The 16,201-nt window shown below is 48.9% G+C and carries 14 protein-coding genes; 11 read left to right on the forward strand and 3 right to left on the reverse strand.

Annotated elements, in window-relative coordinates:
* Positions 1–75 precede the first annotated feature (75 nt).
* The gene (locus CWM47_RS30035; protein WP_100992265.1) at positions 76–465 is read right to left on the reverse strand and encodes an HIT family protein; all 390 of its coding nucleotides are present in this window, start codon (positions 463–465) and stop codon (positions 76–78) included.
* An 89-nt stretch (positions 466–554) separates the two neighbouring features.
* On the reverse strand, positions 555–1,037 hold the full coding sequence (greA, locus tag CWM47_RS30040; protein WP_100992266.1) for a transcription elongation factor GreA: 483 nt from the start codon (positions 1,035–1,037) through the stop codon (positions 555–557).
* 312 nt (positions 1,038–1,349) lie between these two features.
* Between greA and fmt the strand changes: the two genes are divergently transcribed.
* The 5 genes from fmt to CWM47_RS30065 all read left to right on the forward strand — a co-directional run bounded on the left by fmt (position 1,350) and on the right by CWM47_RS30065 (position 6,001).
* Positions 1,350–2,273, forward strand: a complete 924-nt coding sequence (gene fmt / locus CWM47_RS30045) for a methionyl-tRNA formyltransferase (RefSeq protein ID WP_240625526.1) — start codon at positions 1,350–1,352, stop codon at positions 2,271–2,273.
* A 24-nt stretch (positions 2,274–2,297) separates the two neighbouring features.
* Complete coding sequence (locus tag CWM47_RS30050) at positions 2,298–3,503, forward strand: AAA family ATPase (protein WP_100992267.1); 1,206 nt, start codon at positions 2,298–2,300, stop codon at positions 3,501–3,503.
* Between the two features lie 5 nt (positions 3,504–3,508).
* On the forward strand, positions 3,509–4,387 hold the full coding sequence (locus CWM47_RS30055) for an HNH endonuclease (protein ID WP_100992268.1): 879 nt from the start codon (positions 3,509–3,511) through the stop codon (positions 4,385–4,387).
* 44 nt (positions 4,388–4,431) lie between these two features.
* Positions 4,432–5,442, forward strand: coding sequence for a polysaccharide deacetylase family protein (locus tag CWM47_RS30060; RefSeq protein ID WP_100992269.1), 1,011 nt, complete (start codon positions 4,432–4,434; stop codon positions 5,440–5,442).
* 61 nt (positions 5,443–5,503) lie between these two features.
* Positions 5,504–6,001 carry a dihydrofolate reductase gene (locus tag CWM47_RS30065; RefSeq protein ID WP_100992270.1) on the forward strand — a complete coding sequence of 166 codons (498 nt, stop codon included), beginning with the start codon at positions 5,504–5,506 and terminating at the stop codon, positions 5,999–6,001.
* Positions 6,002–6,193: 192 nt separating this feature from the next.
* Here the strand turns inward: CWM47_RS30065 and CWM47_RS30070 are convergent, their stop codons facing one another.
* Positions 6,194–6,961, reverse strand: coding sequence for an MBL fold metallo-hydrolase (locus tag CWM47_RS30070; RefSeq protein WP_100992271.1), 768 nt, complete (start codon positions 6,959–6,961; stop codon positions 6,194–6,196).
* Between the two features lie 119 nt (positions 6,962–7,080).
* On the opposite strand from CWM47_RS30070, the gene CWM47_RS30075 reads away from it, so the two are divergent.
* From CWM47_RS30075 to CWM47_RS30100, 6 genes are all read left to right on the forward strand, one after another.
* Complete coding sequence (locus CWM47_RS30075) at positions 7,081–8,580, forward strand: sugar ABC transporter ATP-binding protein (RefSeq protein WP_100992272.1); 1,500 nt, start codon at positions 7,081–7,083, stop codon at positions 8,578–8,580.
* A gap of 24 nt (positions 8,581–8,604) precedes the next feature.
* On the forward strand, positions 8,605–9,591 hold the full coding sequence (locus CWM47_RS30080; protein ID WP_100992273.1) for an ABC transporter permease: 987 nt from the start codon (positions 8,605–8,607) through the stop codon (positions 9,589–9,591).
* Positions 9,592–9,693: 102 nt separating this feature from the next.
* Positions 9,694–10,647: a sugar ABC transporter substrate-binding protein gene (locus CWM47_RS30085; RefSeq protein WP_100992274.1), complete on the forward strand. Its 954-nt coding sequence runs from the start codon at positions 9,694–9,696 to the stop codon at positions 10,645–10,647.
* 120 nt (positions 10,648–10,767) lie between these two features.
* Positions 10,768–13,992, forward strand: a complete 3,225-nt coding sequence (locus tag CWM47_RS30090; RefSeq protein ID WP_100992275.1) for a DUF1553 domain-containing protein — start codon at positions 10,768–10,770, stop codon at positions 13,990–13,992.
* An 89-nt stretch (positions 13,993–14,081) separates the two neighbouring features.
* Positions 14,082–15,530, forward strand: coding sequence for a DUF1501 domain-containing protein (locus CWM47_RS30095; RefSeq protein WP_100992276.1), 1,449 nt, complete (start codon positions 14,082–14,084; stop codon positions 15,528–15,530).
* Between the two features lie 81 nt (positions 15,531–15,611).
* Positions 15,612–16,157: a hypothetical protein gene (locus CWM47_RS30100; protein ID WP_100992277.1), complete on the forward strand. Its 546-nt coding sequence runs from the start codon at positions 15,612–15,614 to the stop codon at positions 16,155–16,157.
* Positions 16,158–16,201 lie beyond the last annotated feature (44 nt).

Consider the following 16,201-nt stretch of genomic DNA (forward strand, 5'->3'; position numbering starts at 1 on the left):
AGTGCACAAATGCCAGAAGGCCGCGATGAAACAGGATTATCTGTTTCATCGCGGCCTTCTGGCATAAAAAAGTTCTTACAAGAAACTCCTTATTTTCGCTGCTGTTACGGTTAAATCATCCTGACTTGGCTTCATTTTATTGTTAAAATTCATGTCGGCCATAGAGTTGAGCGGAATAAGGTGAACGTGCGCATGTGGCACTTCCAGACCCACCACCGCCACGCCAATACGCTTACAGGGAACCGCTTTCTCGATAGCCGGAGCCACCTTTTTAGCAAACGCCATGAGGCCCATATAGAGGTCGTCATCCAGATCGAATAGATAATCGACTTCTTTTTTAGGGATAACCAGCGTATGCCCCGTTGTGGTCGGCATGACATCCAGGAAAGCCAGATAATCGTCCGTTTCGGCAATTTTGTGGGCTGGAATCTCACCAGCAACGATTCGGGAGAAAATAGACGGCATAACTAATGGATAATGTAAAATGGATAATAGATAATGTAATATGATAATTAGACGCTACCCGTCCTCATCCATTTTACATTATCCAATTTTTACTCAAACTGCCGGGCAATTTCCATTACTTTAAATTCGAGTACGCCAGCCGGTACTTTAATCTCGGCCGTATCGCCAACGCGCTTGCCGAGCAACCCTTTTCCTATGGGAGAACCTACCGAAATCCGGCCAGCTTTCAGGTCTGCTTCTTCTTCAGAAACCAGCGTGTAGAGCATTTCGGCTCCGCTTTTCGTATTCTTGATTTTGACTTTCGACAGAATCGACACGAGTGAAGTATCAATGGTCGATTCGTCGAGAACACGGGCATTCGAGAGAACCTCTTCGAGTTTCGATATTTTTAGTTCGTGTAAGCCCTGTGCATCTTTTGCCGCATCGTACTCGGCGTTTTCGCTGAGATCCCCTTTATCGCGTGCTTCGGCAATTTGATGCGCAATGGCAGTCCGTCCTTTCGTTTTTAACTCAACCAATTCGGCTTTGAGTCTGTTGAGTCCTTCTTCTGTGTAATATGAAATCTTTGCCATAATATTTTAGTACTTACTCGTTATTCGTAATGCATTGGTGTGCTCCTTAAAAACAAAAAGAACGGTACACTGACCGTTCTGCAACCAAATTGGTTTTCTTTGCAGACGCGTCAGAGTCGCAGTCGGGTTTCCGAAGCGCTCGGGTTAGGCATATAATAACTTATTCGTCGCATTGGTTAAGCCAGTTATTGGCCGGTCATATTCTGTTACAAAGCGTTCGGAGTAACGCGTTTTGTGATACAAAAGTAAAAATACTTCACGGCTATATCAACAAATAGCTATATACCCACTTAAAAAACGATTTACTGATTCATGCCTCAGCCGCTTCGCATTGTGTTTATGGGTACGCCCGATTTTGCCGTTGCCAGCCTGCAACGGCTGCTTGGCGCCGGTTGTCAGGTTGTGGCGGTTGTTACCGCCCCCGACCGTCCCTCCGGTCGTGGACTACAACTTACGCCATCGCCCGTTAAAAAAGCCGCCGAAGCCGTCAATTTACCGGTTCTTCAACCCGAAAAATTACGCGACCCTGCTTTTTTGGAACAACTAGCCAGCTATCAGGCTGATTTACAGATTGTCGTTGCCTTTAGAATGTTGCCCGAGGTCGTTTGGTCAATGCCCACAATTGGCACCTTTAATTTACATGGATCACTATTGCCCCAGTATCGGGGGGCAGCGCCGATCAACTGGGCTATTATTAACGGAGAAACCGAGACGGGTGTTACAACTTTTTTTATTGAAAAAGAGATTGACACTGGCCAGATGATTTTTCAGGATTATGAACCCATCTACCCCGATGACAATGCCGGAACAGTTCACGACCGGCTGATGGAGCGCGGGGCTAATCTGGTGCTAAAAACGGTTCACGCCATCGAAGCGGGTGCGTATCCGCGCACGCCCCAGCCCAGCGCCGACGATCTTAAACCCGCCCCGAAACTCAGCCGCGAATCCACCGAAATCAACTGGAATCAACCGGCGATTACGATTCGGAATTTTGTGCGTGGCCTGTCGCCCTACCCAGCGGCCTGGACAAAAATCAACGGAAAGGTTTTCAAGGTTTATTCGGTGTCTTTGGCCAATGAGTCCCCTTTTGCCGCTGAGCCTGCCGAAGCGTATTCTGACAATAAAAAAATTATTCTTGTGCGGGCAGAAGATGGCTGGTTGCAAATTGACGCGCTACAGGCAGAAGGCAAACGACGCATGACGGCTGAGGAGTTTTTGCGGGGGAATAAATTGTAAATTGATATTGTTGTAAATTGACGAATGAAACAAGTCAAAGCCATGAATCCTGTGCTCATTACAGAACCTTCTACTAGTATTTATAATGAGGAAAATCGGCGTTTACCGTTTTGTATTAAAAAGATCGTAATCATTAACGCTCAAGATATCATTGAGAGTCGGGTAGAAAATATCCCGATTGACACAAATTGGGTTTTTATTAGTGGAGAGAATGGCTTTGGGAAAACCACATTCTTACGTGCTATTGCAGTCGGATTGTGTGGTTTGCATAATGATATAGTAAGTTTAAAGAAAGGCCCTTTTGACTACCCGTTCATAGGTATAGAGTTTATCAACAATAACAGTAATACTATTAATAATTTATGGCCAAAAGATGATAATGGCTTTTATTCTTTTAAATACCTAGCCTGCTACGGTCCCTCTCGCTTGCAAATTCAATCCAAAATGAGCCAGAACGAAGTAGCAGAAAAAAGTACTACGACGTATGGTTTATTTAATCCAGATGGAATTCTGCTTAATATCGAAAGCAAGCTTATCGAATGGCATCTGGAAAATAATGTACGTTTAGATCAGGTTAAAGCACTATTCAAAGCAGTAATTCCTAATTTGGCTGACATCATAGTGCGAAAGAATGAGCAGGACGATTATGAAGTGCTATATGTAGAGCAAGCAGAAGAAGATGAAACAACTACATTTGACCCCGTCCCATTCAATCAGTTAGCGGCTGGCTTCCGAAGTATCATCGGTTTAATAGGTGATTTATTGATTCGGTTCATTAGAAAGCAACCTCATGTCAACCAGTTGAGTGAACTGGCAGGTATCGTGCTGATTGACGAACTGGAAAATCATTTACATCCCAAATGGCAGTATCAATTACCTACTTTACTATCAAAGGTCTTTCCCAATATCCAATTTATTGCTGCTACCCACAGCGTTATTCCCATTCTCGGAGCACCTAAAAACTCGGTTTTTCTAAAATTAGACCGTTCTAAAGAGAAGGGCATTACGGTTGAGCGCATAGACATAGACGTAGCCAATTTGCTACCTAATTCTATTCTGACCTCGCCAATTTTCGATATGGACACGATCAGGCCAATCGCGAATGAGGATATAGGAAAGTTAAGAACGGAAGATACGTATGACGAAGTAGTAGCCAACGATGCCATAGATAAACAACTTCGCGAACTTGACAACGATCCTTCTCAATATCCAGCCCTTCTTCAGGAATAAGTTGCATGATTCGCGTACAAAAAGATTTCGACGCTCCACCTACGGGGCTTGTCAGTGAGTCGTGCCAGGCACAGCAACAAAAAGCACTTACAGAAAAAGCCACACACAATTTCAGCGGGTATTACTATCGTGACAGTACGATTAAAACGCTACGAAGAATATACAGTCATAAATGTGGTTATTGTGAAACGCATGAATCAGCCGGAGCATCGTTGCGCGTAGATCATTACCGCCCTAAAGCTGGTGTTAAAGATGTTCCTGGCCATGAAGGTTATTATTGGCTGGCATACGAATGGAGTAACCTCGTTTTAAGTTGCGAAAAATGTAATGGTAGAAAGCTACATAATTTTCCCTTACAGGACGAAGCCAACCGCGTTTCAGTGCCTACCCTTACTAATAATGGCTTACCCATAAGCGACTGTTGCCGTGCCGACAAGACGATATTACTTGCCGAACACCCATTACTGCTCAATCCCGAATTAGACAATCCTGACGAGCATCTCATTTTTCGGCCCAACGGAACAATTGATGCGAAAACAGAGAGGGGGAAAAAATCAATTGAGTTGTACTTTCTGGAACGAGACGAACTCATCACGAATCGTAAGAATATGACGGACGACGTAGTAGAGGACTTAAAAAAACACTTGCTCAACTTTCTCAGCCGCGAGATTAATGAACAGACATATCGTTATGTAACGCAGGGTGTTTATGAAAGAGCTGCGTTGAATCGGCAGACGGATAAAGCTTACTCCCGAGTGGCGAACGCCCTATTTGATGATTTTGAAACCTTTGTTGTGTCTCAGTTCCCTTCTGGACAGCAGGCGTATATCAGGCAAAGTTTTCAATTATATCAGCAGGGAAAATTATGGCCTATTCCTAAATAGCAATCGCTTTCTGATTAGTATAACTTTTCCCAAACCATCCACGCATGAAACTATTCCTTTACTGTCTTTTCCTGACCACGCTTAGCCACTTGACAAGCCTTGCCCAAACCGAAACCTATGCCGAGAAACTGGGCTTCCCGAAAGGAAAGAAGGTTGTTATTTTTCACGTCGATGATGCCGGGATGAGCTACGAATCGAATGTGGGCACCATGAACGCGCTCGATAAAGGTATTGCCAACTCGACCAGCGTGATGATGCCCTGCGGGTGGGTGCCGCAATTTTTCGATTACCTCAAACAACATCCAACCGTCGATGCGGGCGTTCACCTGACGCTCACGTCGGAGTGGAACAATTACCGATGGTCACCGTTGGTGGGACGGGATAAAGCACCCGGCTTGTACGATGAACAGGGTGCTTTCTGGCATTCGGTGGCGCAGGTCGTTGAGCACGCATCTGCCGATGAAGTAGAAGCTGAAATCAGGGCTCAACTGGCGCGGTATCGGGCGTTTGGCGTACAACCGACCCATATGGATTCGCATATGGGCACGCTCTTTGAACCTAAATTCATTATGCGCTATGTGAAAGTAGCCATCGAAGAAAAAATTCCGGTGCTGTTTCCGGCTGGCCATGCTACACTGATCTTTAAAGCCAATAACGTACCCGTTCAGATGCAACAACTCGCTCAGCAAGTTGGCAAGCAACTGTGGGACGCGGGCCTGCCTGTTCTGGACGACCTCGACGGTACAAGCTACGGCTGGAACCTGCCCACCGGCACACCCGTTACCGACGCGAACATCCAGAAAAACAAAACCCAAAAGTTCATTGAACTCCTCAACTCAGCAAAACCGGGTCTGACATACATAATTATGCATTGTACCGCTCCAACGCCAATATTCGATCAGATAAGCGGTTCCGGTCAATCCCGCAAAGGCGATATGCTGGCCATGATGGACCCTGCTCTAAAGGCATTCGTCGAAAAGGAAGGAATTATTGTAACAACCTGGCGGGAGTTGATGGAACGACGTAAAACAAAGAGTGAAAGAGCGAAAGAATGAAAGAGCGTATTGTAGCACGCTAACCACTCTTTTGCTCTTTCACTCTTTCGCTCTTTAAATTATGAAAATCAGTTTAATTTCTGCCGTTGCACAAAACGGCGTTATCGGTCGCAATAACGATATGGTCTGGCATTTGCCTGACGACTATGCGTTCTTCAAACGCAAGACTAGCCATCACCCTATCATAATGGGTCGAAAGTCGCTGGATGCGCTCGGCAAACCGCTGCCCAATCGCACGAATATTGTCATTACCCGCAACCCGGATTTCATCGCATCTGGTGTTACTGTCGTACACACCCTTGATGATGCGATTACGGAAGCAAAAAAAGCGGTCGGTGCCACCGACGAGATATTCGTCATTGGTGGAGCCGAGATCTATAAAATGGCCTTGCCCATTGCCACAACGCTTTACCTGACCGAAATCCATCAGGCTTATGAAGGCGACGCCTATTTCCCAGCTTTCGACAAAAGCGAGTGGACCGAAGTTAGCCGACACCCGCACCCCATCGACGAGCGCCATGCCGCTGCTTTTGATTTTGTGGAATATGAACGACGTTAACTGGCGCGGGTTTGGGCTTCTGGCGCGGGTTTGAACCGCACAGGCGGCCCTGCCGTGCCTTCGAATAAAGCAAGCCGGTCCGGCGCCCCGGTTCGCTTGCGTCAGTGAATACTGACTTCATGAAAAGGCACGGCAGGGCCGCCTGTGCGGTTCAAACCCGCGCCAGAAGCCCAAACCCGCGCCGGACACCCCTTACGCCCTAACGGAATAAACCGGCGTTTCTTCAAAGCGGGAGGCCACAATAACCTCGGTATTAGCCCGATGGAGGGAGAATAGCTCCTTTGTCAGATCGGGGCAGTTGTTGTCTTTCGACAGGTGCGACAGCAATATATGGCTCATGAAAGCAGGTTTATGGGTCTTGAATAGATCCAGAGCCTGCTGATTGGATAAGTGTCCGTTGCCCCCTCTGATTCGATTCTTCAGGAAATACGGATACCGCCCTTTTTCCAGCATTTCCTCATCATAATTAGCCTCCAGAAAGGCCGCATGACATTGCTTGAAGTGGTGAATAAGGTGTTCGCAGGGGGCACCAATGTCGGTAAATACGCCCACGACCGTATTTCGTCCTGCCACAATAAAGCTGTGCGGATCGGCCGCATCGTGCCGCTTCGGGAAAGCCGTAACGCAGAGCTCGCCAACCCAAACAGGCTCATAGCCCCGCAACGGGCGCAGTGGAAAACCCAGTTGCGGCAAGCCCGAATTATTCAGGGTGCCGGGAGTTATATAAACCGGCAACTGATATTTTTTGGCCAGTTGAGGAATACCTCTAATGTGGTCGCCATGCTCGTGAGAAACGAAAATAGCTTTTACGGTATGCATCGACAGGCCGAGCCGGGCCATTCTTCGTTCGGTTTCCCGGCACGAGATGCCCGCGTCGATTAAAACAGCTTCCTGCTCATTGCCAACGTAATAACAATTACCGTTGCTGCCCGAATTTAACGAGGTAATAAACAATTCCATAAGACGACAAAGTACGGGTAAAAATCGACACAAAACGCCTTGTATTGCCGGAGTTACGGGCAGGTTTAACGTAATTATTCCCCGTTTAACTCTTAGCAGCAAAAGCCTTTTTATCAGGTATGGGTGTCGATCAGGCGTATATTCTCAGGGTATCTGGACTCACGAAATCATTTTCGGGTGTAAAAGCGCTGGATAATGTTCAGTTAAGCCTTAAACAGGGCGAAGTTCACGCGGTGATGGGCGAAAACGGGGCAGGTAAATCCACGTTCATGAAGTTGTTGATCGGGCTCCTCAAACCAGACTCCGGCGAAATCATTTTTGACGGAAACGACTTAACTGCCAGCAACGTCCACGATATACTAAAGAAGGGTATCTCCATGATTCATCAGGAAATTCTGGCGGTTCCGGAATTGACTGTTGCTCAAAACATTTTTCTGGGTCGAGAAACAAAAACCAACCTGTTTAGCTGGTTAAACGACCGGGAAATTACGCAGCAAGCGGGCCAACTGCTGGAGCAGATGGGGTTACACATACAGCCCACAGCCAAAATGAAGTCCCTGAGCGTGGCCGAAAGGCAAATGGTTGAAATCGCCAAAGCCATTTCGAATAACGCCAAAGTGATTATCATGGATGAGCCAACCTCAGCCCTCGCCGACCATGAGGTGGCAACCCTGTTTGGCATCATTAACGACCTTAAAACCAAGGGAGTCGCGATTATTTATATCTCGCATAAGATGGACGAGATTTTCGCTATTTCCGATACCATCACCGTGTTGAGAGATGGGAAATACATTGCAACCAAAGCCGCTTCGGAACTTGACGCCCGTTCACTAATCACGCTGATGGTTGGCCGTGAACTTGATACGCTGTTCCCGGATACGGTCAGTAAAAAAGGCGAAGAGATTCTATCGGTAAAAGACATTAGCAGCGCCGGTAAATTTTCTGATATAAGCTTTACTGTTCATGCCGGAGAAGTGCTTGGGCTTGCGGGTCTGATGGGTGCCGGACGCACTGAAATCGCCCGCGCCATTTTTGGATTAGATCGCCTGACAAGTGGCGAAATTTACCTGAACGGCCAGAAAACAGACATACAGTCTCCGCACGACGCTATTCGGCAGGGCATTGGCTATGTGAGCGAAGACCGGAAAGCTTTCGGGTTTATCCCCCGTTTATCGGTCAGGCACAACATCACCTTATCTAGCTTACCACAGCATGTTCGGGGCGGTTTTATTCAACCCAAAAGCGAGTCGGCAACGACCGAATCGATGATGGCCGACCTACGAATTAAAGCGTCCAGCCAACAGCAACAGGTGACGTTTTTGAGTGGCGGCAACCAGCAAAAAGTAATTATTGGTAAAGTGCTTCTTTCTAATCCAGACCTGGTTATCCTCGACGAACCAACCCGAGGCATCGACGTTGGGGCCAAAGCCGAGATTTATAAACTAATCAATCAGTTGACGGCCAAAGGTATAGCGGTGATCATGATCTCGTCGGAGCTACCCGAAATACTGGGTATGAGCGACCGGGTGCTGGTGCTGTCGAAAGGGAAGCAGACCGCGATGCTCTCCCGGGCCGACGCTACACAGGAAATGATTATGCACTACGCGATGCAACCTTAATCTATACATCATTACCCACTTTCAATGAAGAACAGTATTACGTCTTATTTATCAAAACCTGAAAATTCATACAAAGCACGCATCCGGGGCATTGGTCAGTACGGGCTTCTTATTGCCTTCATCGTGATCTGCCTCACGCTTACCACTATAACGCCGAAGTTCCTGACGGTGCAAAACCTGATGATCATTGTCACACAGGTTTCCATCAATGCCCTGCTGGCCTTCGGGGTTACGTTTGTCATTATAGCGGGTGGCATCGACTTGTCGATAGGCTCGATGGTGGCCGTAACGGGCGTGGTGGCAGCCTCCTTCGCCCATCCGGATACCTATCCCGTGGCCGTTCCTTTGCTCGCAGGATTAGTGTCGGGTTTACTCTTCGGTGCGGTCAACGGGTTTATCATCACCCGTAGTAAAGTGCCGCCATTTATTGTTACGCTGGGAACCATGACAATTGGCCGGGGATTGGCCCTTATTCTGAGTAAAGGGCGGCCAATATCCAATCTGTCAGATTCGTTCAACTTCTTGGGTGGCGGCAAAATCCTGGGCGTACCCACGTTGATCATCATCCTCATTGTGCTGTTTATTGGCTGCTCCATTGTATTGAAACGGACCGTTTTGGGCCGATACATTTATGCCGTTGGGGGCAACGAACAAGCCGCCAGAGCATCCGGCATTCAATTGAATAAGGTCAAAATGGTCGTGTATACGCTTTGTGGCGGGTTGGCAGCATTAGCCGGAATCCTGTTGACATCGCGTATTACAACGGGACAGCCAAACGCCGGAACCGGTTTTGAACTGGATGCCATTGCTGCGGCCATCATTGGCGGCACCAGCACCTCGGGCGGCACCGGAACCATAACCGGCACTTTACTCGGTGCGTTATTAATCGGTGTCATCAGCAATGGCCTCGACTTACTCAACGTCACTTCATACTACCAGCAAGTTGTGATGGGAGCCATTATTATTGGCGCGGTGGTACTGGATAGCATGAATCAGACAAACAAAGGGTAAATTATGTACCAAACAGCTTCTAGCTGTTTGCGTTAAAGAGGCTCTTTCTATAGACTTCGCCAAAAACAGCTAGAAGCTGTTTGGTACAACTTAAAAGCCAATATGAAACGTATTTCACTAACCTTCAGTATCGCTACCCTTTCCCTCGCCATTCTGCTCACAAGTTGTAACCCATCCCCATCGTCCGAAAAGAGCGAAGGTGATGGCAGTAAAAAACTCGTGGTGGGGGTCACCATGCTCAGTATGCAAAACGAGTTTATCGTTAATGTGAATGATGAAATGACGAAGAAAGCGCAGGAGGCCGGTATCGAACTTATTACCGTCGATGCAGAACGGTCGGCGTTGAAGCAGGTGGAACAGGTCGAGAGTTTTATTGCGCAAAAGGTCGATGCCATCATCATGAATCCCTGTGAAGTAGAAGCCAGTTCTCCGGCGGTGGCAAAGGCATTGGCGGCTAAGATTCCCATCATCAATGTCAACTCGGAGACAAGTGCGAAACCGTCGGCTTTTGTTGGTTCCGATGATGTAGAATCGGCGCGGATCGCGATGAAATACATTGCCGAACGATTGGGCGGCAAAGGAAATATCGTGATGATGGACGGCTACATGGGGCAGGCAGCCCAACTGAAACGCGAACAGGGTGCCCGCGAAATCCTGAAGCAATACCCAAACATCAAGCTCCTTGCCAACCAGACCGGCGAATGGGACCGCGCGAAGGCCATGTCATTGATGGAAAACTGGATTCAATCCTTTGGGCCGCAGATCAACGCGGTCTTTGCCCATAACGACGAAATGGGCCTCGGTGCCGTAAAAGCCCTGACCGATGCGGGTATGAAAGACAAAGTCATTGTGGTGAGTATCGACGCGATTCCCGACGCATTACAGGCCGTTAAAAAAGGGACGCTGGACGCTACCGTTTTTCAGAATGCCGAACAACAGGGCTCAAAAGCCATCGACACGGCGATCAAAGCAGCAAAAGGGCAACCGTATGAGAAACAGACACTTGTTCCGTTTCAGTTGGTTACCAAAGACAATTTGAGTAAGTTTCTGAAATAGCGGTGTTTAGTAGGAACACGGATGGTACGGATTACACGGATCAAAAACAGATCTCCTTTTTTATCCGTAAAAATCCGTACCATCCGTTCAATCCGCGTTCCATTTGCTTTTTCACAGAAGATGATAACACAACTGGGCATCATAAAGGTGATTTATCGACGTATCCATTGGATAACGGGCATCGTGTGCCTGAGCGTGAGTATACTTCTGCAAAGTTGTGGCGTCGATAAACCCGCCGAGATTGTCCAGTTAGCCGATAAACTTCCCGAAACGGTTGATTATAACCTGCACGTGAAGCCAATTCTCTCCGACAAGTGTTTCTTCTGCCACGGACCAGACAAGAACAGCCAGAAAGCCGGACTTGAATTAGCCACACCCGAAGGGGCTATGGCGGCATTGAAAAAAGCGAAAGGAAAGCACGCCATCGTCCCCGGCGACCTAGCCAATAGCGAAGTGTATCATCGCATCATAACGGCGGATGAACACGACATGATGCCGCCCAAAGCATCGAACCGGGTGCTGTCTGCCTACGAAAAAGCGATCCTCATTAAATGGATTGAACAGGGCGCAGAATATAAACCACACTGGGCGTTGATTAAGCCCAAACAACTCGATTTACCCGTTGTAACCGATACCCGCTGGCCCAAAAACCCGATTGACTATTTTACGCTGAGTAAAATGGAGGAGAAGGGATTGAAACCTTCGCCCGAAGCCGATAAGGAAACCCTCCTGCGCCGGGTATCCCTCGACCTCACCGGCCTGCCGCCAACCGTAGCCGAGACAGACGCTTTTCTGGCCGACACCTCCCCCACTGCCTACGAAACGGTTGTTAACCGGCTGTTGCACTCTCCTCATTATGGCGAGAAAATGGCCGTCGACTGGCTGGATTTGTCCCGCTATGCTGATACCCACGGCTACACCGTTGACCGCTATCGCCCCATGTGGCCCTGGCGGGATTGGGTTGTTCAGTCGTTTAACAAAAACCGTCCGTTTAGCCAGTTTCTTACCTGGCAACTGGCGGGCGACCTCCTGCCATCCCCCACCCCCGAACAACGACTGGCCACGGCTTTCAACCGAAACCATTCGCAGAATATGGAAGGCGGTATCATTAACGAAGAGTTCCGGGTCGAATACGTTGCCGATCGGACCAACACCCTCGGTACCGCCATGATGGGACTTACAGTCGAGTGCGCCCGCTGCCACGATCATAAGTTCGACCCTATTTCTCAAAAAGATTACTACAGCCTGTTCGCGTTTTTCAACAACGTCGACGAAGCCGGGCAGATCTCCTGGGACGACGCCATGCCGGTGCCAACCATGCTCCTAACACAGCCAAAGCAGGATAGTATACTGGCTTTTATGGACACCAAAATAAAAGCAACGGAAACCGGCCTGAAGCAAACCGTAAAGGCTGAACAAAAGGCGTTTGACCAATGGCAATCGCAAACCAGTTCGGTAGCGTTCGACCCAAAAAAGGGCTTACAAGCGCATTTCAAGTTCGACAAATTGGTTCACGGGCGATTCGTGAACGAGATAAGTGTCAAGGACAGCGGTAAGGTACTTGACCCGGTTCTGGTTCCGGGCAAGCTGGGCAATGCTTTCCAATCCAACGGCGATGATATTCTAACCCTTGGGAATGCAGGCATTTATAATCGCTCACAACCGTTTTCGATTGGGGTGTGGGTCAACATCCCAAAAGGGGTTTCCAAAGCGGCTCTCGTCCACAAAGGTAATGGCGATATTCTGTATAATTTCCGGGGCTATTTCCTTAATCTTCGAGACGATAAAGCAGAAGTGTTAATGGCCCATACGTGGCCCTATAACAGCATTGTGCGCGTTAGTCGGCAGGTATTGCCCAAAGACAAATGGATCCATCTGACCATGACCTATGACGGCTCGAGCAAGGCGAATGGGCTTCGGCTATTTGTAGATGGCCATGAAACGGCTATGATTACGGAGAAAGACAATCTTTACAAAGACATATTGTTTACCGGAAAACAAACCGGCCTTATGGTGGGAGCCGATATGCGGGGCCCCGGTTTCAAAAAAGGGCTGGTCGATGAGTTGGTGGTGTATAACCGCACCCTGACGCCCCCGGAAGTTCAGGCGCTGGCGCAGTCCGTTCAGCAGGTAAGCCCCATGAAAGGCGACCCGATGAAGCAATATTATTTCAGTCACCTCTCAACGGCCTATCAGGAGCATCAAACGGCCTTGCAGAAACTACGCGCCGAGCGGAATAGCCTGGTGGAAGCCATTCCGGAAATTATGGTGATGGAGGACATGAAAAAGCCCCGCCCCACCTACATCCTCAAACGGGGCATTTATGACGCTCACTCAGCTCAGGTACAACCCGATGTACCTGCCAGCGTTTTGCCCTTCTCCCCAGATTTGCCCCGCAACCGGTTGGGTCTGGCGAAGTGGCTGCTAGACGCGAATAATCCGCTGACGGCTCGGGTGGTCGTTAACCGATACTGGCAAACGTACTTTGGAACGGGCATTCAGAAATCGGCGAACAACTTCGGAAATCAGGGCGGCTTACCCACCCACCCCGAATTACTCGATTGGCTGGCCGTTCGGTTTCGGGAGGGGAACGGTAGCGCTACAGACCGCTGGAATATGAAAGCGATGCAAAAGCTGATTGTTATGTCGGCTACGTATCGGCAGTCGTCCCGCGCTACGCGCGATGGCTTACAGAAAGACCCCGAAAACGTCTGGATATCGCGTGGCCCTATGTCAAGGTTAACTGCCGAAATGATTCGGGATAATGCGCTGGCAGCAAGCGGACTCCTATCCAAAAAAATGGGTGGTCCAAGTGTGAAACCTTACCAGCCCGAAGGCTTGTGGGCTGTAAATAACACGACCTATGAGCCTGACAAGGGAGAAAGTTTGTACCGTCGGAGTTTGTATACCTTCTGGCGACGGACGAATCCGCCCCCGTCTATGAATACGTTCGACGCACCCTCGCGCAGCTACTGTGTGGTGCAGCGGCAGAAAACCAGCACACCGCTACAAGCCCTGATTTTACTCAACGACCCGCAGTTTGTTGAAGCCGCCGAAGTCGTAGCCGAGCGGGCCTTTACGCAGCAAAAAACGTTACCCGACCAACTCACGCAGGTATTTCGCCTGCTGACCAGCCGCAAACCGACCGTCAAAGAACTGACCATTTTGACCCGGCTTTATGAACAGGAATACCAGTTGTTCAGGAAAAACCCGGCAAAAATGAAGGGGTGGCTTCAGGCTGGAGAGCATACGCCAGGTGCTAATTTTGATAAACCGGGATTAGCCGCAGGCGCGGTTGTTGCCAGCACCGTTATGAACTCAGAAGCCTTCGTGACGAAGCATTAGTTTACTTTTTGTAGTACCGACCGTCCCGGTCGGGAGAGAAATACTTGAATAAACGCCCGACCGGGACGGTCGGTACTACATAACCAGCAATGAGTGAGAAACTAGCGCAACATCTGGCCGACACCTTCAACCGGCGGTCTTTTCTGACGAAGGCTTCGCTGGGCTTAGGCTCAATGGCGTTAGGTGCCTTATTGCCACAAAACCTTTTCTCTACACCCAATGCTCAACAGGCATTGACGGCTCCGAATCGTCCGCCAAAGGCCAAACGGGTGGTGTATATGTGCCAAAGCGGTGGACCATCGCAACTGGAATTGTTTGACTACAAGCCGTATTTAAAACAAATGCATGGCAAAGACCTGCCCGAATCGGTGCGAAAGGGGCAACGATTAACGAGCATGAGCGCTCAGCAATCGGCGCTTCCGCTGGTGAGTTCGCCCTTTCAATTTGCCCAGCATGGTAAAAGTGGGGCGTGGTTGAGTGAACTAGTGCCCTACACGGCAAAAGTGGCCGATGAGCTGTGTTTCATAAAGTCCATGTACACGGAGCAGATCAACCACGACCCGGCGTTGACGTTTTTCCAGACGGGAAACCAACTTGCCGGTCGACCTAGTATTGGTGCCTGGGTGAGTTATGGGTTAGGGAGCGCGAATGAAAACCTGCCCGCCTTCATCGTTCTTGTTTCGAATGATGCGCCCAAAGATCAGCCGTTGTATGCCCGGTTGTGGGGGAATGGGTTTCTACCCTCCCGGCATCAGGGTGTACAGTTTCGGTCGGGTACCGATCCGGTGCTTTACCTGAGCAACCCCGGCGGCTATACCACGGCCGACAGACGTACTATGCTCGATGCGCTTAAGGATTTAAACCAGGTTCAGGAAGAAATTTATGGCGACCCCGAAGTGGCCAATCACATTGCTCAGTACGAAATGGCGTTTCGGATGCAGACGTCCGTTCCCGATGTGAATGATCTGTCGAACGAACCCGATTGGGTATTTGACCTATATGGCCCCGAGTCCCGCAATCCGGGTACGTTTGCCGCCAATTGCCTGATGGCCCGGCGATTGCTGGAGCGCGACGTGAAGTTTGTGCAACTCTATCATCAGGGTTGGGACCAGCACGGAAACCTGCCCTCGGGCATTACCAAGCAATGCAAAGCCACCGATCAGGCGTCGGCCGCTCTGGTGCAGGACCTCAAACAACGCGGTTTACTGGATGACACCGTCGTGATTTGGGGCGGTGAGTTTGGCCGTACTAATTACTCGCAGGGCAAACTAACAAAAGACAATTATGGCCGCGATCACCACCCGCGATGCTTCACGATGTGGATGGCAGGCGGGGGTATAAAACCCGGTATTACCTACGGCGAAACCGATGAGTACGGCTACAATATTGTTCGAAATCCTGTGCATGTGCATGATTTTCAGGCAACGTTACTACACTTATTGGGCGTCGATCACGAAAAGCTCATCTACGAATTTCAGGGACGACGCTTCCGGTTAACGGATGTAGAAGGGAAACTGGTGAAAGGCATAATGGCCTAACCAGCTAGTCTATTTCTGCCAGGCTTGCGGAAACATCCATATACTCTGGCAGGTTTACAAGCTAATCAACCCGAACAACGAGTGACGCCTTTTAAAATCCGAATATCGATAATTACAATTTTACTATTGTTCGTTGGGGAGATTTACGCCCAACAAGCTCCTGATTTCCGCAGTGTTCGCTGGGGATATCGGCCTAAACAAGTTAAAGAATCCGAAACAGTGAAGCCTTATTCGACTAAAAAGGATAAGCTGATTTATTCGCAACTACCGCTTGCAGATCGTAAAGTAGGGCTGGAATACGATTTCAACGGCGATTCGCTGCATTCAGCATCCTACTTCTATTATTCAACAGCCTCCATTACAAAAGATGATGTGCTTGCTGCAGCTACCGATTTCGAGTCTTTATTAACAGAAAAATACGGGCGTGGAAAAGCTTCATTTTTAGGCGATACAAGAAACGTCGCTTGGCTTACCCCCAGAACACAAATCAGTCTCTCAGTTGGCAATGTTGACCGTGGATGGTCTGTCGAAATTGTCTACCTCTGCCGGGTTTGCTCGGGTGAAGTAGTTAAGGCGGTACAGGGCCGGAACGCCTATAAACCACTAAAAGACATAAAGGACTTTTAGACTTTTTTTCATCTGGCGCGGATTCAAACCCGCGCCAGACTGCC

The organism is Spirosoma pollinicola, from assembly GCF_002831565.1.
GTDB lineage: Bacteria > Bacteroidota > Bacteroidia > Cytophagales > Spirosomataceae > Spirosoma > Spirosoma pollinicola.